Source organism: Streptomyces sp. NPDC006516 (genome assembly GCF_040611875.1).
Lineage (GTDB): Bacteria > Actinomycetota > Actinomycetes > Streptomycetales > Streptomycetaceae > Streptomyces.
This window is the reverse complement of sequence record NZ_JBEXPD010000002.1, coordinates 816,990-837,363: the sequence shown is the minus strand read 5'-3', so window position 1 is coordinate 837,363 and position 20,374 is coordinate 816,990. Positions and strand designations below refer to the sequence as shown.

General features: G+C 71.9%; 23 protein-coding genes. 11 read left to right on the top strand and 12 right to left on the bottom strand.

Annotated features, from left to right (window positions below):
* Nucleotides 1–42 precede the first annotated feature (42 nt).
* From ABZY45_RS10005 to ABZY45_RS09995, 3 genes are read left to right on the top strand one after another with little or no spacing between them, the layout of a single operon-like run.
* Nucleotides 43–1,317: a CBS domain-containing protein gene (locus ABZY45_RS10005; protein WP_356737985.1), complete on the top strand. Its 1,275-nt coding sequence runs from the start codon at nt 43–45 to the stop codon at nt 1,315–1,317.
* Nucleotides 1,307–1,885, top strand: coding sequence for a DUF1003 domain-containing protein (locus ABZY45_RS10000; RefSeq protein WP_356737983.1), 579 nt, complete (start codon nt 1,307–1,309; stop codon nt 1,883–1,885). Before ABZY45_RS10005 ends, ABZY45_RS10000 begins: the two co-directional genes overlap by 11 nt.
* Before the next feature lie 25 nt (nt 1,886–1,910).
* Entirely contained in the window at nt 1,911–3,044 is a 1,134-nt protein-coding gene (locus ABZY45_RS09995; protein ID WP_356737981.1) for an Mrp/NBP35 family ATP-binding protein, read from the top strand.
* A gap of 96 nt (nt 3,045–3,140) precedes the next feature.
* Here ABZY45_RS09995 and ABZY45_RS09990 read toward each other — a convergent pair whose 3' ends face one another.
* From ABZY45_RS09990 to sigE, 5 genes are all read right to left on the bottom strand, one after another.
* Entirely contained in the window at nt 3,141–3,803 is a 663-nt protein-coding gene (locus ABZY45_RS09990; protein ID WP_356737979.1) for a hypothetical protein, read from the bottom strand.
* A 126-nt stretch (nt 3,804–3,929) separates the two neighbouring features.
* The gene (locus ABZY45_RS09985) at nt 3,930–4,376 is read right to left on the bottom strand and encodes a sec-independent translocase (protein ID WP_356737977.1); all 447 of its coding nucleotides are present in this window, start codon (nt 4,374–4,376) and stop codon (nt 3,930–3,932) included.
* A 108-nt stretch (nt 4,377–4,484) separates the two neighbouring features.
* Nucleotides 4,485–6,455, bottom strand: coding sequence for a trypsin-like peptidase domain-containing protein (locus tag ABZY45_RS09980; RefSeq protein WP_356737975.1), 1,971 nt, complete (start codon nt 6,453–6,455; stop codon nt 4,485–4,487).
* 88 nt (nt 6,456–6,543) lie between these two features.
* Nucleotides 6,544–7,506 carry a zf-HC2 domain-containing protein gene (locus ABZY45_RS09975; protein WP_356737973.1) on the bottom strand — a complete coding sequence of 321 codons (963 nt, stop codon included), beginning with the start codon at nt 7,504–7,506 and terminating at the stop codon, nt 6,544–6,546.
* Complete coding sequence (gene sigE / locus ABZY45_RS09970) at nt 7,503–8,264, bottom strand: RNA polymerase sigma factor SigE (RefSeq protein WP_356737971.1); 762 nt, start codon at nt 8,262–8,264, stop codon at nt 7,503–7,505. Before sigE ends, ABZY45_RS09975 begins: the two co-directional genes overlap by 4 nt.
* 178 nt (nt 8,265–8,442) lie before the next feature.
* Between sigE and ABZY45_RS09965 the strand changes: the two genes are divergently transcribed.
* Nucleotides 8,443–9,108 (top strand): O-methyltransferase, encoded by a 666-nt coding sequence (locus ABZY45_RS09965; protein WP_145803469.1) that lies wholly within the window; start codon nt 8,443–8,445, stop codon nt 9,106–9,108.
* A gap of 128 nt (nt 9,109–9,236) precedes the next feature.
* Here the strand turns inward: ABZY45_RS09965 and ABZY45_RS09960 are convergent, their stop codons facing one another.
* Entirely contained in the window at nt 9,237–9,404 is a 168-nt protein-coding gene (locus tag ABZY45_RS09960) for a DUF3117 domain-containing protein (protein ID WP_018105485.1), read from the bottom strand.
* 314 nt (nt 9,405–9,718) lie between these two features.
* Here ABZY45_RS09960 and ABZY45_RS09955 point away from each other — a divergent pair, with 314 nt between their 5' ends.
* Nucleotides 9,719–10,528, top strand: a complete 810-nt coding sequence (locus ABZY45_RS09955; protein WP_356737968.1) for an enoyl-CoA hydratase-related protein — start codon at nt 9,719–9,721, stop codon at nt 10,526–10,528.
* A gap of 16 nt (nt 10,529–10,544) precedes the next feature.
* Here the strand turns inward: ABZY45_RS09955 and ABZY45_RS09950 are convergent, their stop codons facing one another.
* On the bottom strand, nt 10,545–11,126 hold the full coding sequence (locus ABZY45_RS09950; RefSeq protein ID WP_356737966.1) for a DNA-3-methyladenine glycosylase I: 582 nt from the start codon (nt 11,124–11,126) through the stop codon (nt 10,545–10,547).
* Complete coding sequence (locus tag ABZY45_RS09945) at nt 11,123–11,518, bottom strand: DivIVA domain-containing protein (protein ID WP_356738766.1); 396 nt, start codon at nt 11,516–11,518, stop codon at nt 11,123–11,125. Before ABZY45_RS09945 ends, ABZY45_RS09950 begins: the two co-directional genes overlap by 4 nt.
* Nucleotides 11,519–11,614: 96 nt before the next feature.
* Here ABZY45_RS09945 and folP point away from each other — a divergent pair, with 96 nt between their 5' ends.
* Entirely contained in the window at nt 11,615–12,487 is an 873-nt protein-coding gene (gene folP, locus ABZY45_RS09940; RefSeq protein WP_356737964.1) for a dihydropteroate synthase, read from the top strand.
* Between the two features lie 101 nt (nt 12,488–12,588).
* Here folP and ABZY45_RS09935 read toward each other — a convergent pair whose 3' ends face one another.
* Together ABZY45_RS09935 and dapE are read right to left on the bottom strand one after the other, a co-directional pair.
* Nucleotides 12,589–13,374 (bottom strand): TIGR00730 family Rossman fold protein, encoded by a 786-nt coding sequence (locus tag ABZY45_RS09935; RefSeq protein WP_356737962.1) that lies wholly within the window; start codon nt 13,372–13,374, stop codon nt 12,589–12,591.
* 84 nt (nt 13,375–13,458) lie between these two features.
* Nucleotides 13,459–14,538, bottom strand: a complete 1,080-nt coding sequence (dapE, locus tag ABZY45_RS09930; RefSeq protein ID WP_356737960.1) for a succinyl-diaminopimelate desuccinylase — start codon at nt 14,536–14,538, stop codon at nt 13,459–13,461.
* A gap of 62 nt (nt 14,539–14,600) precedes the next feature.
* Here dapE and ABZY45_RS09925 point away from each other — a divergent pair, with 62 nt between their 5' ends.
* Nucleotides 14,601–15,497, top strand: a complete 897-nt coding sequence (locus ABZY45_RS09925; protein ID WP_356737958.1) for a hypothetical protein — start codon at nt 14,601–14,603, stop codon at nt 15,495–15,497.
* Nucleotides 15,498–15,806: 309 nt separating this feature from the next.
* Nucleotides 15,807–16,139, top strand: a complete 333-nt coding sequence (locus ABZY45_RS09920; protein WP_356737956.1) for an ATP-binding protein — start codon at nt 15,807–15,809, stop codon at nt 16,137–16,139.
* A 109-nt stretch (nt 16,140–16,248) separates the two neighbouring features.
* Here the strand turns inward: ABZY45_RS09920 and ABZY45_RS09915 are convergent, their stop codons facing one another.
* Together ABZY45_RS09915 and fdxA are read right to left on the bottom strand one after the other, a co-directional pair.
* Nucleotides 16,249–17,352 carry a bifunctional succinyldiaminopimelate transaminase/glutamate-prephenate aminotransferase gene (locus tag ABZY45_RS09915; protein ID WP_356737954.1) on the bottom strand — a complete coding sequence of 368 codons (1,104 nt, stop codon included), beginning with the start codon at nt 17,350–17,352 and terminating at the stop codon, nt 16,249–16,251.
* A gap of 100 nt (nt 17,353–17,452) precedes the next feature.
* The gene (gene fdxA / locus ABZY45_RS09910; RefSeq protein ID WP_014154250.1) at nt 17,453–17,773 is read right to left on the bottom strand and encodes a ferredoxin; all 321 of its coding nucleotides are present in this window, start codon (nt 17,771–17,773) and stop codon (nt 17,453–17,455) included.
* Nucleotides 17,774–17,891: 118 nt separating this feature from the next.
* On the opposite strand from fdxA, the gene ABZY45_RS09905 reads away from it, so the two are divergent.
* From ABZY45_RS09905 to ABZY45_RS09895, 3 genes are all read left to right on the top strand, one after another.
* Nucleotides 17,892–18,893, top strand: a complete 1,002-nt coding sequence (locus ABZY45_RS09905; RefSeq protein ID WP_356737952.1) for a GNAT family N-acetyltransferase — start codon at nt 17,892–17,894, stop codon at nt 18,891–18,893.
* 30 nt (nt 18,894–18,923) lie between these two features.
* Nucleotides 18,924–19,775, top strand: a complete 852-nt coding sequence (locus ABZY45_RS09900; protein WP_356737950.1) for a transglutaminase-like domain-containing protein — start codon at nt 18,924–18,926, stop codon at nt 19,773–19,775.
* 127 nt (nt 19,776–19,902) lie between these two features.
* Nucleotides 19,903–20,367: a MarR family transcriptional regulator gene (locus tag ABZY45_RS09895; protein ID WP_356738764.1), complete on the top strand. Its 465-nt coding sequence runs from the start codon at nt 19,903–19,905 to the stop codon at nt 20,365–20,367.
* Nucleotides 20,368–20,374: the final 7 nt, after the last annotated feature.

Below are 20,374 nucleotides of genomic sequence, written 5' to 3'. Positions count from 1 at the left end.
TCACGGCGGCGGAGGACGTGAAGGACGAGGGAGGCGCACAGGATGGCGGCAGGCGCTCCCAGGGTTTTCGTCTCCCACCTCTCCGGCGTACCGGTGTTCGACCCCCATGGCGACCAGGTCGGCCGGGTCCGTGACCTGGTGGCGATGCTGCGGGTGGGAGGCAAGCCCCCACGTCTGCTCGGCATGGTCGTCGAGGTCGTGAGCCGGCGGCGGATCTTCGTACCGATGACCCGGGTGACCGGAGTGGAGTCGGGCCAGGTCATCACCACCGGCGTGGTCAACATGCGGCGGTTCGAGCAACGCCCGACCGAGCGACTCGTCCTCGGCGAGTTCCTCGACCGGCGGGTGCGGCTGACGGAGACGGACGAGGAGGTGACCGTCCTCGACGTCGCCATCCAGCAGCTCCCCGCGCGCCGGGACTGGGAGATCGACAAGTTCTTCGTACGCAAGGGCCGTGGCGGTGCCCTGCGCCGCAAGGGCGAGACGCTGACGGTGGAGTGGTCGGCCATCAGCGGCTTCTCGCTGGAGGAGCACGGGCAGGGCGCCGAGAGCCTGGTGGCGACCTTCGAACGGCTGCGCCCCACCGATGTGGCCAACGCCATGCACCACCTGACGCCCAAGCGCCGGGCCGAGGTCGCCGCGGCGCTCGACGACGACCGGCTGGCGGACGTCCTGGAGGAGCTCCCCGGGGACGACCAGGTGGAGATCCTCGGAAAGCTGGAGGAGGACCGCGCGGCGGACGTCCTGGAGGCGATGGACCCGGACGACGCGGCCGACCTGCTCTCGGAGCTCCCGGAGGCGGACAAGGAACGGCTGCTGGCCCTGATGCGGCCGGACGACGCAGCCGACGTACGCCGTCTGCTGTCGTACGAGGAGCGGACCGCGGGCGGGCTGATGACGACCGAGCCGATCATCCTGCGGCCCGACGCGACGGTCGCGGACGCCCTGGCCCGGGTGCGCCAGCAGGACCTGTCCCCCGCGCTCGCCGCCCAGGTGTACGTGTGCCGGTCACCTGACGAGACGCCGACCGGCAAGTACCTCGGCACCGTGCACTTCCAGCGGCTGCTGCGCGACCCCCCGTTCACCCTGGTCAGTTCGATCGTCGACAGCGATCTCGTGCCGCTGACGCCCGACACCCCGCTGCCCGCCGTGACCAGCTATCTGGCGGCGTACAACATGGTCTCCGTACCCGTGGTCGACGAGAGCGGCTCGCTGCTGGGCGCGGTGACCGTCGACGACGTGCTGGACCACCTGCTCCCCGAGGACTGGCGCGAGACCGACTTCCAGGGCGAGGAGGAGACCACCGGTGGCAGCTGAGGACCGTTCGCGGGCCGCGCCGACCGGCGCGTCGGGCATCGTGCGCCCGCCGCGCTTCCGGCTCGACCAGCCGAAGGCGCCCCGGCGCAGGCTGCTGCCGGAGTACGACCCCGAGGCGTTCGGCCGGTTCTCCGAGCGGATCGCCCGCTTCCTGGGCACCGGACGCTTCATCGTATGGATGACGCTGATCATCATCCTGTGGGTGGTGTGGAACATCTTCGCGCCGCCGGACCTGCGGTTCGACGAGTACCCGTTCATCTTCCTGACGCTGATGCTGTCGCTCCAGGCGTCCTACGCGGCCCCTCTGATCCTGCTCGCCCAGAACCGGCAGGACGACCGCGACCGGGTCACCCACGAACAGGACCGCAAGCAGAACGAGCGCTCCATCGCTGACACCGAGTTCCTCAGCAGGGAGATCGCCGCACTCCGGATGGGCCTCGGCGAGGTCGCCACCCGTGACTGGATCCGCTCGGAGCTGGAGGCGATGGTGAAGGACATGGAGGAGCGACGGCTCTTCCTCCCCGCCGAGAGTGACGAAGGCGACCGCGGAGGGGCTACCCGCCCGTAGGGACCGGCGCCGTACCATCGTCACTATGGCTACGGAAGACGCGGTGCGCGAAGCACTGGCGACAGTGAACGACCCGGAGATCCACCGACCGATCACCGAGCTGGGCATGGTGAAGTCGGTCGAGATCGATCCTGACGGTGTAGTCGCTGTCACCGTGTATCTCACGGTCTCCGGCTGCCCGATGCGCGAGACGATCACCAAGAACGTGACCGACGCGGTGGCCCGTGTCGAGGGCGTCTCTCGGGTCGAGGTCACGCTCGACGTGATGAGTGACGAGCAGCGCAAGGAGCTCGCCTCCTCGCTGCGCGGCGGCACGGCGGAGCGCGAGGTGCCGTTCGCCAAGCCCGGTTCGCTGACCCGGGTCTACGCGGTCGCGTCCGGCAAGGGCGGCGTCGGCAAGTCCTCGGTGACGGTGAACCTCGCCGCGGCGATGGCGGCCGACGGGCTCAAGGTCGGTGTGGTGGACGCGGACATCTACGGGCACAGCGTGCCCCGGATGCTCGGCGCGGACGGCAAGCCCACCCAGGTCGAGAACATGATCATGCCGCCGTCCTCGCACGGCGTGAAGGTGATCTCCATCGGCATGTTCACCCCGGGCAACGCCCCGGTGGTGTGGCGCGGGCCCATGCTGCACCGCGCGCTCCAGCAGTTCCTCGCCGACGTGTACTGGGGCGACCTGGACGTCCTGCTGCTCGACCTCCCGCCGGGCACCGGTGACATCGCGATCTCCGTGGCGCAGCTCGTGCCCAACGCGGAGATCCTTGTCGTCACGACCCCGCAGCAGGCGGCGGCCGAGGTCGCGGAGCGGGCCGGCTCCATCGCCGTGCAGACCCATCAGAAGATCGTCGGTGTGGTCGAGAACATGTCGGGCATGCCCTGCCCGCACTGCGACGAGATGGTCGACGTGTTCGGCTCGGGCGGCGGTCAGCGTGTCGCCGACGGGCTGACGAAGACGGTCGGCGCCGAGGTGCCGGTGCTCGGGTCCATCCCGATCGACGTACGCCTGCGCGAGGGCGGCGACGAGGGCAAGCCCGTCGTCCTGTCCGACCCGGACTCCCCGGCCGGCTCGGCCCTGCGGTCCATCGCCGGGAAGCTGAGCGGCCGTCAGCGCGGCCTGTCGGGCATGTCGCTGGGTCTCACCCCGCGCAACAAGTTCTGAGCCCGTGAGCGGGTGGCGGTGGCCTCGTCCGGGCCACCGCCACCCGCTCCCGCGTGCCGCTCGGCTCACGCGTGCCGCTCGACCAGGGCGTGCCGGTCAGCTCTCGTACGAGGCGATGTCACCGATCACGGCGAAACCCAGGCCGTAGGCGCTCATGCCGCGCCCGTACGCACCGATGTGCACCCCGTCCGGGGCCGACCCGGCGAGCACCCAGCCGAACTCGGACTCGCGGTAGTGGAACTCCACCGGTACCCCGTCCACCGGGAGCGAGAGCGTCGACCAGGGAGCCCGGCCGAGGTCGTCGGCGAGCTCGAAGGCCGTCTCCGTCTGCTGGTTCAGCCATTCGCCACGCAGCGTGTGGTCCATCTGCGGGGGCCAGGTGCAGTCCAGCAGGCCGGAGCCCGCCAGCCAGGCCGCCGACGAGACCGTCGTCGCGTCCAGCACACCCGTACCGTCGTCGCTGTCACGCACCGGGCTGCTGCCCACCGTCACGACCACCGCGAAACGCGCTTTCTCCGCCCCCGCGTCGGCGCGCACCACCGGCTCCTCGCCGTGCCCGGTGGAACCGTGCTGCACCGTGTCGTCCGCCGCGGCGGTGACGTGCATCAGCCAGCGAGGGCCCGTGAAGGCCCCGTCCAGCCCGTACCAGGGGAACGGCGCCTTGAGATAGCCGTCGACAGTACGCCGGGTCGCCGGCACCCCCTCTGCGGTGACTGTGCTGGGCGCACCGTCCGCCCCTACCCGACTCGTCGTCTCCATCTGCCCGGCCGCCTCCTCGATCTTCCGCTGATCCGGAGCGGCCCTCCCCCCATGGGCATGGGCAACCTCGCAACCGGACAGATGGAGAATAGCCATACCGTCCGGACGAGCCGGGATTGACGGGTCTCAGGTGGCGTCTGCGTCGAAGGGCGGGCGCTCGTCCTTGGCGGGCTGCGCGGGCTTCTTGAGGAGGTCGGGGGCCCCGGCGGCACCGGACGCCGCTGCCGCGGTGGAGGGCGCGCTCTCGCGGCCGTTCACCGCGTCGGTGACCTCGGCCATCTCCTTGCGCAGGTCGAAGCTCTCGCGGATCTCCTTGAGCCCCAGTTCGTCGTCTCCGTTCGTGAGCTGCTTACGGATGTACGTCTTGGGGTTGAGGTCCTCGAACTCGAAGTCCTTGAACTGCGGTCCGAGCTCCGAGCGGATGTCTTCCTTCGCGCTGTCCGAGAACTCACGGATCTTGCGAATGGTGCGCGTGACGTCCTGGATGACCTTGGGCAGCTTCTCCGGGCCGAATACGAGCACGGCGAGAACCACGAGCGTCAGCAACTCGAGTGCGCCTATGTCATTGAACACCTTGCTGCTCCTCGTGTTCTCTGCGTGTTCTCCGCCGCCAGGTCGTCAGGGCCCGGGCCGCTCCACGGTACCCGGCGAAGCTGTCCGCGCGGTACCTGCCGGTGTCCGTCAGGTGCCGCTCGCCGAACCCAGGGTCAACGTCTTGGACAGTTCCTCACCACCGCGGGTCAGCCGGAGACCGAGCCGGTCGCCCGGCCGGTGGGCGCGGATCTTGACGATCAGCTCCTCGCCGCTGTGCACGCGCTGCCCCTCCACGGCGGTGATGACGTCGCCCGCCCGGATGCCCGCCTTGTCGGCGGGGCCTCCCTCCGTCACGGCCGCTCCGCCGTCGGCGGCCTTGCCGCCGACCTTGGCGCCGTCGCCCGTGAACTCCATGTCCAGGGTGACGCCGATCACGGGGTGGGTGGCCTTGCCGGTGTTGATCAGCTCCTCGGCGACCCGCTTGCCCTGGTTGATCGGTATCGCGAAGCCGAGCCCGATGGAGCCCGACTGGCCGCCGTCGGCACCGGAGGCGCTGTCGGCGGCGCGGATGGCGCTGTTGATGCCGATGACATGGGCTTCGGAGTCGACCAGGGGCCCGCCGGAGTTGCCGGGGTTGATCGGGGCATCGGTCTGCAGGGCGTCGACGTAACTGACGTCGGTGCCGTCGCCCTTCTCCCCGCCGGCGGTGATGGGCCGCTGCTTGGCGCTGATGATGCCCGAGGTGACCGTGTTGGACAGGTCGAAGGGGGCGCCGATGGCCACCACCGGGTCGCCCACCTGGACGTTGTCGGAGTTCCCGAGCGGCAGCGGCTTGAGACCCGAGACGCCGGTCACCTTGACCACCGCGAGGTCGTAGCCGCTGTCCTTGCCGACGATCTCGGCGGACGCGGTCTCCCCTCCGCTGAAGGTGACCGTGATGTCGCCGGTGGAGCCCGCGGGGGCGACCACGTGGTTGTTGGTGAGGATGTGGCCCTTGCCGTCGAGGACGAATCCGGTACCGGTGCCCGATTCGCCGGAGCCGCTGACGTGCAGGGTGACCACGCTGGGCAGCGCGCTCGCGGCGATACCGGCGACGCTTTCGGGCGCCCGGCCGCCGTCGTCGCGCCCCGCCTGGGGGAGTTCGACGGTGGTGAGGCCGCCGTTGCGCTCGACGTAGGCGCCGATGCCGCCACCGATCCCGCCCGCGACGAGGGCGAGAAGCGCGGCGCCGACGAGGACGGACCCCCGGCGGCCCTTGCGAGACCGGCTCTCGGGTCCCTGGTGGGTCAGGGGCAGTTGCGGCTGCTGAGCCTGCTGAGGCGCACCCCAGGGGTCGTAGCGCAGCCACTGCGAGGGCTGCTGCGGCACCTGCGGGCCCGGGTGCGTCTGCTGAGCCTGCGCGGTGGGCTGAGGGGGCACCGTGGGGTGGGGGTGCGGCGCCGCCTGGGACTGCGGAGGAGGCGCGTAGCCCTCACCGGTGCCCCCCTGGCCGGCCGGAGCGGGTGCGGGCGCAGGCGGGGGTGCGGGCGCGGGCGCGGTCATCCCGTGCCCGTTCGTGCCCGCGTACGGCGGGGGTACGGGGGTGCCCTGGGCCGGGGTCGGCACCGGACGCTGGACGGGCGGGGCGGGCGCCCACGGCCCCGGGCCGCCGTAGGGCGGGGTGCTGTACTCGTCGGGCGCGTGCAGGGGCTGAGCCCGTGGCGCGGGTGTGGTCGTGGCGGCGGGGGCCGGGGAGTCGGAAACCCCCGGCCCGGCGGCGAGCGGAGCGGCAGGGGCAGCAGGGGCTGCGGAGGCGGGAACGTCCGGCCCGGCGGCGGGCGGAGCGGCCGTCAACCGGGTGGCCGGCTCGGCGGGGGCCGGGGGCGCGGGTGTGTAGTCCTCGGGCTCGGTCCGGACCGCCCGCTCGGCAGCCAGGGGCCCAGAGGTCGACGGCGCGGCGGGAGCCGGAGGCGCGTGCAGGTAGTCCTCGGCCCCGGCGGACGGCTCGGGCGAGCCGGCGGTCTCGTCCGCCGCTCCGGTCACGGGTGCGGAGGCCTCCGGTTCGGCAGGGCCCGACCGTCCCGTCGAGGGACGGCTCCACCACTTCGTCTTCGGCCCGCTGGGCCTACCGTCGTCCATGCTCTCCCCGCAACTGGCCCTTGCACGCCCCACAGAGGCGTCCCACCGGAATTCAACCAGGTTTGCGAATCGGTGCGCAGGCCGCCGGTCAGCGCAGTGGGGAAAGGGGCATCGCGCGGTCGTACAGGTTCGGGACCGCGGCCGTGGCGGAGGGCACGGCCTGCTTCAGGTCCGCTCCCCCTCCGGGTGCGGCCGAGTAGAGCGGGCCGGCGTCGGTCGGGCGTATGAGCGGCGGCACACTCACGTTCAGCACGGGGAAGGTGTACGTGCCCCCCGTGAGCGACGACGTGCTGAGCAGCGAGGGCGCGGAGGCGAGCACGGGCCTGGCGGAGGCGGAGGGAGTGGGGCCGGCGGAACCTCCCCGACCCCCCTGCACGGCGAGCGCGCCGCCACCGCTGCGGCTGGCCGCGGTTCCGGCGGCGCCGGTCCGCTCCTCCGCGTCGAGCGGGATGGCACTGCTGCCCGCACCCTCGGCGCTGAAGGGAGCCTCGGGGCTGTAGTCGAGCGGGAGAGCGCCTCCGAGCGCGATGGCCGCGAGCGACACGGCACTGGCCGCGGCGAACGCGAAGCGCCGGGCGCGCCAGGGAGACCGGTCGGCCTCGCGGGTCACGTCATGGATGCGGAAGCCGCGGCCGGACGAGCCGCCCGGGAGCACCGCGGTCGAACCGTGGGCCGTGGGGAGGTAGCCGAGGCCGCCCAGCGGCGAGCGTCCCTGGTCCGCGGGGCCACCGGGCTGCAGCACGGGGAAGATTCCGTCCCCGAAACGCCGGCTACCGCCGAAGGGGCCGTCGGAGCCGTCCTCGTCGGCGCCGGAGCCGCCGGGCAGACCCTGTAGCCGGGCGAGGAAACCCTCGGAGGGCGACGGGGCCGCGGAGGTCGCGAAGGCGCTCTTCAGCCGCCGCTGGGCGTCGGCTTCGGCCTTGCAGCGCGAACAGGTCGCGAGATGGGCCAGGACCCGTTCCCGGGCGTCGTGTTTGAGCTCGCCGTCGACAAGCGCGGCGAGCCGGTCCCCGAGATGCTGCTCCGCGGGGGTCGGACTTGTGCCACTCACGCCGTTCCGCCCTCCCCTGCCAGGACCGCGTCCGCCAGGGAACGCTGCTCGGCGCGGGCCTCGGGCGAACGGTGCTGGAGTGCCTTGCGCAGGTGCGAGCGGCCGCGGTGGATACGGCTGCGCACCGTGCCGAGCTTGACGCCGAGCGTGGCGGCGATCTCCTCGTACGAAAGGCCCTCGATGTCGCAGAGGACGACCGCGGCACGGAACTCGGGCGCGAGGGTGTCCAGCGCCTGCTGGACGTCCGCGTCGAAGTGCGTGTCGTTGAAGACCTGCTGCGGAGAAGGCTCACGGCTCGGCAGTCGCTCGGCGGCGTCGTCCCCGAGCGAGTCGAAACGGATCCGCTGCTTGCGGCGGACCATGTCCAGGAAGAGATTCGTCGTGATCCTGTGCAGCCAGCCCTCGAAGGTGCCGGGCGTGTAGGTCGACAGCGACCGGAAGACGCGGACGAAGACTTCCTGGGTGAGGTCCTCGGCGTCGTGCTGGTTACCCGTCAGCCGGTAGGCGAGGCGGTACACACGGGCGCTGTGCGTGCTGACGATCTCTTCCCATGAGGGCGGGGTCCACGCCTGGGAATCCGCATCTGAGGCGAAGGTCGCGGTCGGTGCGGGTTCGTTGGAAGAACGGTCAGCAATGTCGGTCACGGATTTCGGCTCACCCGCCGACCTGAGAAAGCGCCGCAGCGCTCCTCTCCGATCCACAGGCGCAGCCGCACCTCCCCTATCGGCTCTGGTGGTGTCCAGTGGAGCCCCTACCATAGCCACCTCGCCCGTTAGCTCCGGATAAGCCTTTTACCTGCTGGTGCCCCGGGTTTCCCCGGGGGCAAGAGGCACATTCCGGGCCAGGCCCGAGGGGCCGGTCCAGCCGTTGTCCTCCACCCCCTTCTAACGCCTGGTCCCATCTGCGGGTTCCCGGGTCCAGCGGATACAGTCACCGTTGCGCGAACTACGGGGACAGGAGAGGGTCATTACCGCCAACCGGCAGACGAGCTGGGCATTCGCCGACGCCTTTGTGGCCGAGGAAGAAGCTCTGCTCTGGGCGCGGGACCGGGCCCAGGAGTCAGGGCTCCGCCCGGTGTCCTCAGGCACCGGCGCGGCTCTGCGTCTGCTCGCCGCCACCGCGGACGCCAAGGCGGTCGCCGAGATCGGCACGGGGACCGGCGTGTCCGGGATCTATCTTTTGCAGGGCATGCGTCCGGACGGCGTACTGACCACCGTCGATCCGGAGCCCGAGCGCCAGCAGTTCGCCCGGGAGGCGTTCCGCGCGGCCGGTTTCGCCACCAACCGGGCCCGCTTCATCCCCGGGCGTGCCCTCGACGTGCTGCCGCGGCTCGCGGACGGCGGATACGACCTCGTCTTCTGCGACGGTGACCGGCTCGAGAGTCTCGACTGCCTCGCTGAATCGTTGCGCCTGCTACGACCGGGCGGCCTGGTCTGCTTCGAGGGCGTCTTCGCCGACGGCCGCACCATCGACTCCGCGGCGCAGCCGGCCGAGGTGCTGCGCCTGCGTGAGCTGCTGCGGGCGGTACGCGAGAGCCAGGAGCTCATGGCGACCCTGCTCCCGGTGGGCGACGGCCTGCTGTGCGCGGTGCGGCGCGGCTGACCGGCCGCCGGCCTCTCCGCCTCCGCCCGGCCGGCCCTCGCGGGAGCGGCCCTGGACACACCCCGGTACGCCACTGCCCCGGCACGGAGTCCGTGCCGGGGCAGTGGTGAAGTGTGGGCGCCTGCGCCTCAGCCGACGACCTGCTTGAGTGCGTCGCCAAGTGCGTCGGCCTCGTCCGGAGTCAGCTCGACGACAAGCCGACCGCCGCCTTCGAGCGGAACGCGCATGACGATGCCCCGCCCCTCCTTTGTCACCTCGAGCGGGCCGTCGCCCGTCCGCGGCTTCATGGCCGCCATGCTCGTTCCCCTTCCTGAAACCAGCTCATCGCAGCCGGCGGCCCCATGACAGGCGCTGCCTCACCGGCGTCGAACACAATGCTTCCTCCGCATTATCCCGCATCGAAGACCCCGATGACCAACATCGCTCGGCATCGCTTGCGCAACGCGCTTTCCCAAAACACCCCAATTAGGCGATCCGGCTGCGATACTGCGCCACCCCCGGCCCTCAGCCGAGAGCCAATCGTTAGACGCAGGTCACATGTCCGGCCCGCCGGAAGTCAGCCATGCTTGCCTGGACAGGCACAATGCCGGAGCCCTAAGGAGACCCAGCGATGGCCGACCTGGCCGACACCGTGCTCACGGAAGTGAGCGACGGGCTCGCGACGATCACGATCAACCGCCCCGACGCGATGAACGCCATGAACACGGCGGCCAAGGTCGCGCTCCGCGATTCGCTGCTGGCGGTCGCGGAGGACCCCGCGGTGCGGGCGGTTCTGCTGACCGCCACCGGGCGCGCCTTCTGCGTCGGCCAGGATCTCAAGGAGCACGTCTCCAAGCTGGCCGAGGCGAGCGCGTCGGGCACCGGCAACGCGCTGAGCACCGTACGGGAGCACTACAACCCCATCGTGCGGGCGATCACCGAGATGGAGAAGCCGGTGGTCGCGGGGGTCAACGGGGTCGCCGCCGGGGCGGGCTTCGGCTTCGCGCTCGCCGCCGACTACCGCGTGGTCGCCGACACCGCCGCCTTCAACACGTCCTTCGCGGGCGTGGCGCTGACGGCCGACTCGGGCGTCTCCTGGACGCTGCCCCGGCTGATCGGTGCGAGCCGGGCGACGGACCTGCTGTTCTTCCCGCGTTCGATCTCCGCCCAGGAGGCGTACGAGCTGGGCATCGCGAACAAGGTGGTGCCGGCGGCCGATCTGGCGGCGGAGGCCCGCACCGTGGCCCGCGCGCTGGCGGACGGACCGACGGTGGCGTACGCGGCGCTGAAGGCGTCCGTGGCCTACGGCGCGGGGCACACGCTCTCCGAGACCCTGGAGAAGGAGGACGAACTCCAGACGAAGGCGGGCGCGTCGCAGGACCACACCATCGCGGTCGAGGCCTTCCTGGCCAAGCAGCCGCCGAAGTACCTGGGCAGGTAGGGGCGTCGGAGGACCCTCAGCGCCCGCCCCGGGCCACGCAGTCGGCGAGATGGTCGTCGACCAGGCCGCAGGCCTGCATCAGGGCGTAGGCGGTGGTGGGGCCGACGAAGCGGATGGACCGCTTCTTCAGCTCCTTGGCCAGCGCCGTGGACTCCGGGGTGACAGCGGGGACGTCGGCGAGTGTGCGCGGGGCGGGCCGGGTCGCCGGGTCCGGGGCGTACGACCAGATCAGCGCGTCCAGCTCTCCCTCGCCCCAGCCGGCCAGCACCTCGGCGTTGGCGAGCGTGGCGTCGATCTTGGCGCGGTTGCGGATGATCCCGGCGTCGGCGAGGAGCCGCTCCTTGTCGGCGTCGGTGAACGCCGCCACCGCGGAGATCTTGAACCCGGCGAAGGCGCTGCGGAAGCCTTCGCGCCGGCGAAGGATCGTCAGCCACGAGAGCCCGGACTGGAACGCCTCCAGGCAGAGCCGTTCGAAGAGCTGGTCGTCACCGTGGACGGGGCGGCCCCACTCGGTGTCGTGATAGGCGAGGTAGTCCTCCGTGGACAGGCCCCACGGGCAGCGCGGGCGGCCGTCCGCGGCGGGTTCGGCCCCGCTCATCGCCCGTCCTCCTCGTCCCTCGGCTTGCCGCTCTCCCCGGTGAGCGGCTCACCGGGCCGTTTGAACAGGTCGGGCCCCGTCACCGCGCTCGCCTGGGCCCCGGCCAGCGCCGACTCCAGCTCGGCGATGTGGGCGTCCCGCTCGGCGAGTTCGGCGCCCAGCCTGTCGAGCGCCTCGTCCACGTCCGCCATGCGGTAGCCGCGCACGGACATCGGCAGCCTCATCGCCTCGATGTCGGCACGGCCGACAGGGCGGTTCGCGGGCAGCGGGTCGGTGAGCCGCTCCGGCTCGACCTCCTGCAACACCGCGCTCGTGCCTCCACCGACCACCGCAAGCGTGACCGCGGCCACCACCACGGCCATCGTGAGCAGCAAGAACCAGAACACGTTCATCTCCTCGGGAGCGGCATACCTGTCCGGGTCAGATCGTGCCATGCGGCACCGACAGTTAGGGTCGCAGGCGCAGGCGAGCTACAGGAGGAACCAGGGATGCGAAGCGGTGCGCTCAGGCTGGGGCGGCGGGAATTCGGGCCGAACGAGCCGGTGATCATGGCGATCGTGAACCGGACTCCCGATTCCTTCTACGACCAGGGAGCGACGTTCCGCGACGAGCCCGCGCTCTCCCGCGTCGAGCAGGCGGTGGCCGAGGGCGCCGCGATCATCGACATCGGCGGGGTGAAGGCGGGCCCCGGCGAGGAGGTGACGGCGCAGGAGGAGGCACGCCGCACGGTGGGCTTCGTCGCCGAGGTGCGCCGCCGCCACCCCGACGTGGTGATCAGCGTGGACACCTGGCGGCACGACGTGGGCGATGCGGTCTGCGAGGCGGGGGCGGACCTGCTGAACGACGCGTGGGGCGGCGTCGACCCGAAGCTGGCGGAGGTGGCGGCACGCCACGGAGCGGGGCTCGTGTGCACCCACGCGGGCGGCGCGGAACCGCGTACACGCCCTCACCGGGTGACGTACGACGACGTCATGGCGGACATCCTGCGGGTGACCGTGGGCCTGGCGGAGCGGGCGGTGGAGCTCGGGGTCCGCCCGGACGGCATCATGATCGACCCCGGGCACGATTTCGGGAAGAACACCCGGCACTCGCTGGAGGCGACACGCCGGCTGGAGGAGATGGCGGCCACGGGCTGGCCGGTCCTGGTCTCCCTCTCCAACAAGGACTTCGTGGGAGAGACGCTGGACAAGCCGGTGAAGGAGCGCGTGCTCGGCACGCTCGCGACGACGGCCGTGTCCGCGTGGCTGGGTGCGCGCGTCTACCGGGTGCACGAGGTCGCCGAGACCCGGCAGGTCCTGGACATGGTGGCGTCCATCGCGGGCCACCGCGCGCCGGCCGTGGCGCGCCGGGGGCTGGCCTAGGCCCGGCGCCGGACGGCGCGGCGGGCCGGCGCCCGGGTACGGCGCAGGACCCGCCTCCCGGGTCCTGCGGTGGCCGGGAGGCGGGTCCGGGTGAAGGGCCTCTACCGGCCGACCTCCTTCGTCACCAGCCGGACCGCCTCGTCCACGTCGTCCGTGACGTGGAACAGCATGAGGTCCCGCTCGGACGCCTTGCCCCCCGCCACCACCGTGTCCCGCAGCCAGTCCACCAGGCCGCCCCAGTAGGCCGTGCCGAACAGGACGATCGGGAAACGCGTCACCTTGCCCGTCTGCACCAGGGTCAGGGCCTCGAAGAGCTCGTCCAGGGTGCCCAGGCCGCCCGGCAGGACGACGAAGCCCTGCGCGTACTTCACGAACATCGTCTTGCGCACGAAGAAGTAGCGGAAGTTGACGCCGATGTCGACGTGGGGGTTCAGCCCCGACTCGAACGGCAGCTCGATGCCGAGCCCCACGGAGACGCCCTTGGCCTCCCGGGCCCCCTTGTTCGCCGCCTCCATCGCCCCTGGGCCGCCACCCGTGATGACGGCGAATCCCGCCTCGACGAGCGCCCTGCCGATCCGTACGCCCGCCTCGTAGTCAGGCCCGCCCGCCGGGGTGCGCGCGGAGCCGAAGACGCTGATGGCGCTGGGCAGTTCCGCCAGCGCGCCGAAGCCCTCGACGAACTCCGACTGGATCCGCATGACCCGCCAGGGGTCGGTGTGGACCCATTCGGAGTCGCCCTCGGAGTCCAGCAGCCTCTGATCGGTCGTGCCCGGCTGGACCTGGTCCCTGCGACGCAGAACCGGGCCCAGCCGCTGTTCCTCGGGCTTCACCGCACCCTCGGGAATCTGCGCGCCCTCGGGGATCCGTGCGTCCTCCGGGTTGCCCATGACCTGCTCCCTCCGCCGACCTGCGTGTGCGTGTGTCGCTTCAGCGTAGATCGGCGGAGGTTACGTGCAGGGGAATGCCGTGAGTCAGCTGGTGAGCCAGGAGCGCAGACGCTCCTCGCAGTGCGTGATCCGCTCGACCCGCACGTGCTCGTCCCGCTTGTGGGCGAAGAGGGGGTCGCCCGGACCGTAGTTCACGGCGGGGACGCCCAGGGAGCCGAACCGGGCCACGTCCGTCCAGCCGAACTTGGGCCGCGCGACGCCACCGACCGCCTCCATGAAGGCCTTGGCAGCGGGGTGCGAGAGACCCGGCATCGCGGCGCCGGTGTGGTCGTCCACGACGAACTCGTCGACGCCGCAGTCCGCGAAGACCGCCTGGACGTGCGCCTCGGCCTGCTCGGCCGTGATGTCCGGGGCGTAGCGGTAGTTGACGACCAGGGTGCAGGCGTCCGGGATGACGTTGGTGGCGACGCCGCCCTCGATGCCCACGGCGTTGAGCCCCTCGTGGTACTCCAGCCCGTCGATCACCGGGCGGCGCGGCTCGTACGCGGCCAGCCGGGCCAGTGCCGGGGCGGTCGCGTGGATCGCGTTGGACCCCATCCAGCCGCGAGCGGAGTGGGCCCGCTCGCCCTTGAAGCGCAGATGGACGCGGAGCGTGCCCTGGCAGCCGCCCTCGACCTCACCGTTGGAGCCCTCCAGGAGGACGGCGAAGTCCGCCGCGAGCCACTCCGGGTGCGCCTCGGCCACGTGTCCGAGGCCGTTCAGGTGGGCGGCGACCTCTTCGTTGTCGTAGAAGATGAAGGTGAGGTCGCGGTTGGGCTCCGGCACGGTCGCCGCGATCCGCAGCTGGACGGCGACGCCCGACTTCATGTCGGAGCTCCCGCATCCCCACAGCACCCCGTCGTCGTCGAGCCTGGACGGCACGTTGTCCGCGATCGGGACGGTGTCGATGTGCCCCGCCAGCACGACGCGCTCGGCACGGCCGAGGTCCGTCCTGGCCACGATGTTGTTGCCGTGGCGGTCGACGGTCAGATGCGGCAGCGGGCGCAGGGCCGCCTCGATGGCGTCGGCGAGGTCCTTCTCCTGCCCGCTGACCGACGGGAAGTCGACCAGCCGGGCGGTGAGCGCCGGGCCGTCCAGTGCGAGGTCGAGCGAGTGTCCATCCATGGTCACGAGCCTAAGGGACTTCGGTCTCGGCCCCCGTCGTACCCTCCAGTACGGTGGGCCCCGTGCCCCGGACCACCTCCGCTCCCCGCCGCAGCCTCCTCTTCCGAGTCATGGCCGCCTTCGCCGTGCTCGTGGCCCTGGCCGGCTATCTGGCCGTGCAGTACCTCTCCGGCCACAAGGGCGCTCCCCGCTGCACCGTGGGCCCGGCCGACGGGGGCGGGGGACGCACGTACGAGCTGGCTCCCGACCAGGCCGCCAACGCCGCGACGATCTCCGCGGTGGGCATGACCCGCGGGCTGCCGGAGCGCGCGGTGACGATCGCGCTGGCGACCGCTCTCCAGGAGTCCGCCCTGCGCAACATCGACCACGGCGACCGGGACTCGCTCGGGCTCTTCCAGCAGCGCCCTTCGCAGGGCTGGGGAACACCGAACCAGATCATGGACCCGGTCTATTCGTCCGGGAAGTTCTACGAGCACCTCGCCGAGGTCCCCGGCTACTCGCGGCTGCCGCTGACCGTCGCGGCCCAGCGGGTCCAGAAGAGCGGCTTCCCGCAGGCCTACGCCAAGCACGAGCCGGACGCCACGCTGCTGTCCGCCGCCCTGACCGGGCGCGCGCCCGCCTCGCTGACCTGCTCGCTGTCGACGGAGCCGGGCGCGGGCCCGGGGGACGCGGCCGAGGTGCGGGCGGACCTGGTGCGCGCCTTCGGCAAGGACGTCCTGCCCTCCACGAGGTCGGCGGGCGCCGCTGCCGCGAACACGGTGTCGGTGCCCGTGCGGGCCGGGGACGATTCGGCCTCCCGGCGCGGCTGGGAGCTCGCCCACTGGGCGGTCGCCCGGGCCGGCACGCTGCGGATCGAGGAGGTCTCGTACGACGGCCGGACATGGACCAGTGACACGGGCTGGCGCACCGAGCGCTCGGAATCGGCCCGCGGCACCGTCCGAATGCGGCTCGCTCAGTAGTACGGCCCGTCATCCGTACGGGCCGTACACCGCTGCCCCGAACCACGGCGCGAGCGGCCGATCTCCAGCCCTCACCGATCCCTGAATTTCCTTATACCCAAAGGGAAGTGACGGTTCATCAGGCCTTCGGCACATGCCCCGTTCGCCCGGGTTCCTCCATTGCGGATTATCTGACGCATTACCGACTCTTTACCTCGGTGCCCCGCAACCTTCCCCGCCCCCCGACCTGTTGTTCAGTGCGTCCGACCAACCGGACAGGCAGGTTCCACATCTGCCACGACACTGTCGACGTCCCGCCGAAGGAGCATCATGTCCCTCCCCCTGACCCGTCGGATCGCCCGTGCCGCGCTGCTGATCGCCGCGGGTGCGGCCCCCGTGGTCGGCGCGGCCGGTGCCGCGGGTGCCGCGGGGCTGCCGCAGACGCCCGCGCTCGGCGGCCTCACCTCGCTCGACGGCGCCGGTCTCAGCAGCACGGTGGACTCCACCGCGAAGCAGGGCTCCGAGGTCGCGAACGAGACCGGCGGCAAGGTGGTCGGCACGACCCTGCCCGCCGCGGGCAAGACCCTGGAGAAGGCCGGCACCGTGACCGACGGCGAGCTGGCCTCCGACAGCCTGCCGGCCAAGGGCCTGCCGATCGGCTGATCCACCGGCACGCGTGCCGCACGGACACGAAGGGGCCTCGGGAGTGCGCACTCCCGAGGCCCCTCGGCGCGTCTGCGGGCGGGCACCCCGGCTCGCCCCCGCGGCAGCTCTACGAAAGCCGCTTGACCGCCGCGTCCACCCGCTCGTCCGTGGCCGTCAGCGCCACCCGCACGAAGCGGTCCCCGGCGGGACCGTAGAAGTCGCCCGGCGCCACCAGGATGCCGAGCTCGGCCAGATGCGCCACGGTCTCCCAGCACGGCTCGTCCCGCGTGGCCCAGAGGTACAGGCTGGCCTCGCTGTGCTCGATCCGGAAGCCGTGGGCCTCCAGCGCGGCACGCAGCACCGTACGGCGCCGCGCGTAGCGCTCACGCTGCTCCGCCACGTGCGTGTCGTCGCCCAGGGCCGCGACCGTGGCCGCCTGGACGGGGGCCGGGGTCATCATCCCGCCGTGCTTACGGATCTGGAGCAGTTCGCCGAGCACCGCCGCGTCTCCGGCGACGAAGGCCGCGCGGTATCCGGCAAGGTTGGAACGCTTGGAGAGCGAGTGGACGGCCACGATGCCGTCGTACGTCCCGCCGCAGACGTCCTCGTGAAGCACGGAGACGGGCTCCGCCTCCCAGCCGAGCTCCAGGTAGCACTCGTCGCTGAAGACCAGCACCCCGTGCTCGCGCGCCCAGGCGACGATCCGGGTCAGCTCGTCCTGCGGGAGCACCCGGCCCGTCGGGTTGGACGGGGAGTTGAGCCAGAGCAGCTTGAGCCCTTCGGGGTCCAGCTCCGTCGGGTCGTCGTAGACGACGGGCTCGGCGCCGCAGAGCCGGGCGCCGACCTCGTACGTCGGGTAGGCGAGGCGGGGGTAGGCCACCTTGTCGCCCGCGCCGAGGCCGAGCTGCGTGGGCAGCCAGGCGACCAGTTCCTTGGAGCCGACGACGGGCAGCACGTTCTCGTGCCGGACGCCCGCCGCGCCGAGCCGGCGCTCCACCCATCCGGTCAGGGCATCACGCAGCGCCTCGGTCCCCCACACCGTCGGATAGCCCGGGCTGTCGGCAGCGGCGACCAGCGCCCGCTGGATCAGCTCGGGCACCGGGTCGACCGGCGTGCCGACGGACAGGTCCACGAGACCGTCCGGATGGGCGACGGCCGTCGCCTTGTAGGGCGCGAGCTTGTCCCAGGGGAAGACGGGGAGACGGGACGACACGGGAACTGCTGCGGACACGGAACTCTGCTTTCTCGTACGGGGGCATGGCTGCCGGAAACACGTCGGTCCCGTACGGTGACGAGCCGTACGGGACCGGGCGGCGCTCGTGCGGCCGCCGCTACTGGTTCTGCGGCGGCAGCGCGGCGATGAACGCGTGGTCGCGCTCGATGAGACCCAGCTTGGACGCACCACCCGGCGAGCCGAGGTCGTCGAAGAACTCGACGTTGGCCTTGTAGTAGTCCTTCCACTCCTCCGGGGTGTCGTCCTCGTAGAAGATGGCCTCGACCGGGCAGACCGGCTCACAGGCTCCGCAGTCGACGCATTCGTCCGGATGGATGTACAAGGACCGTGAGCCCTCGTAGATGCAGTCGACGGGGCACTCTTCGATGCAGGCCTTGTCCTTCACGTCGACACAAGGCTGCGCGATGACGTAGGTCACGCTGTCGTTCCTCCTCGGTAGGGCGTTGGCTCTCGCGCGGGAGCGCGGCGTCGTCGATGCCCGCCACCTAGTATCTCCGTTCCGGGGCACGATCCGAACAGGAGGGGCGTACAGAGCTGTGGAATTCACCATGGGCGGACAGCTCGAGGTTCGCATGACAGCTGCTGACGTGGGTAAACGCGTCTCGATCCGGCGCGCCGTCGAGGCCCCCGGCCGGAGCGCCAAGTTCACCGACACGGTCGGCGTTCTCACATCGTGGGACGCCGGAGTGCTCTCCGTCACGACGAAGAACGGCGAGAGCGTCCACATCGCGGAATCCTCGCTGGTGGCGGGCAAGGTGGTGCCGCCCGCGCCCGCTCGCCGTCGGGGGCCGGCCGCGTCCTTCCGGGAACTCTCCCTGGTCGCCGCGCGCGCCTGGCAGCCCGTGGAGAGCGAGACGCTGGGCGAGTGGCGGCTGCGCGCTTCGGCCGGATTCACCCGCCGCGCCAACTCGGTGCTGCCGCTCGGCGATCCGGGGCTCCCGCTCGGCGACGCGCTCGAACGGGTCCGCCGCTGGTACGGCGAACGCGGCCTGCCCGCCTACGTCCAGACCGCGACGGGCGCCGAGGGCACGCAGGAGCTGCTGTGCTCCGGCCTGGAGGAGCACGGGTGGCGCCGCGAGGTGACGGCCGACCTCCGGATCGCGGCGCTGGCGCCGATCGGGGACCTGGACGCGGACGTCACCGCCGTACGCGTGTCCCGCACGACGGACGACGCGTGGCTCTCGCGCTACCAGCGCTTCGAGACCCCGGGGCCCCACGTGCTGAAGGTGCTGAACAGCGGCCCGTCGGTGTGGTTCGCCTCCGTGCCGGGCGATGACCCGGCGGGATCGCCGGGCGCGATCGGGCGCTGCGTGGTCGACGGCCGCTGGGCGGGCTTCATGGCCGTCGAGGTCGGTCCCGAGTACCGCCGCCGGGGCCTCGCGACGGCCGTCATGGCGGCCCTGGCCCGCACCGCGCTGGACGAGGGCGCCTCGGCCGCGTGGCTCCAGGTCGAGACGGACAATGAAGGGGCCGGTGCGCTGTACGAGCGCATGGGCTTCGCCACCCATCACAGTTACCACCACTTCCGGCCCGCGTGACGGAGACAGCAGCAGGGGTACGTGTCACACATGAGCACCGATGATCCCGGCACGGCCGAACGCCGGCGGCGGTTCGCCGAAGAGGCACGCGCCGAGCGGCCGGACCTCGCGCTGCTCTGTCTCCTGCTGGGCGCGGAGGCGTTCCCGGCGACGGCCGGGGACCCCGATCCGCACGGCGTCGACGCGGCGCAGATCGAACTGGACCGGCTGGCGGGCCTCCTCCCGTACGGCGCGCGCAGCCCCCGCGCCTGGGCCTCGGCACTCGCGGAACTGCTCGGCGAGCGCTGCGGTTTCGGTGGATCGTCCCATGACTACCAGCGGCTGGACTCCTCGGTGCTCCAGCAGGTGCTGCGGCGGCGCGGAGGGCTGCCCATCCTGCTGTCCGTCGTCTGGATCGAGGTCGCGCGCAGGGCCGGCGCACCCGTGTACGGCCTGGCGCTCCCCGGTCATTACGTGGTCGGCTTCGGCGACCCGGCCGAGCGGGTGCTCGCCGACCCCTTCGCCGGCGGAGCGCCGTTGACCGGCGAGGACGCGGATCTGCTGGTGACGGGCGCGACCGGGGCTCCGCCGGACACCTCGGCGCCGGTGCCCGCCAGGCCCCTGGAGACCGTGCTGCGGGTCCTGAACAACATCCGGGCCTGGGCGTCGGCACGCCCCGAGCGCACCGACGTCGCGCTGTGGGCGCTCGAACTCTCCCTGCTGCTGCCCTCGCACCCGGCCAGGCTCCGCTACGAGCGGGCCCAGCTCCTCGTACAGCGCGGGGAGTTCCTGCGCGGGGCCGCGGAGATGGACGAGTACGCCGAGATCGTGGACGGCATCGAGCCGACGGCGGCGGAAGCCATCCGCCACCGCGCCCAGGCCGCGAGGGCCCTGCTCAATTAGGCCCGGTTCCGCCGAGGATTTCACCGAAGGCTACGCCGGAGGTCCTCCCTCCGGTAATTCGTACCGCGAACGAGGCGTGTCATCGCTGCTGCCGTATTCTGGCCGCATGCGGAACGCAGAGGCGCGCATGAGCGTCACGACCGCGTTGGTGCGCGCGTCCTTCCTGGTGAACGCCGCCTATGCGGAATCGAGCCGCGCCTTCGGACTGACCCCCCAGCAGGGCCAGTTGCTCTGCGTGCTGATGGCCAAGCCGTACGGAATGGGCGAGCTCGGCGCGGTGCTGGGGCTCGCCAAGTCGAGCCTCACCGGGCTCGTGGACCGCACCGCCCAGAACGGTTTCGTACGCCGGGAGCCGGACCCGCTGGACGGCCGTGCCGTCAGGATCGCCCTCACGGACCGGGGCCGCGAGCTGGTCGACGAGTTCTACGCCGCGACCTGCCGGCGGGTGGAAGCCCTGCCCGCCTCCCTCGACGGCGCCGAGCGGAGCGTGCTCGCGGACCTGCTCGCCCGCGTGGTGCTGGACAACGAGGTGCCGGTGGTCTTCATGGAGGCCGACGACTGCCCCTCCGCCGCCGCCCGCGAACAGGTCTGAACGCTTC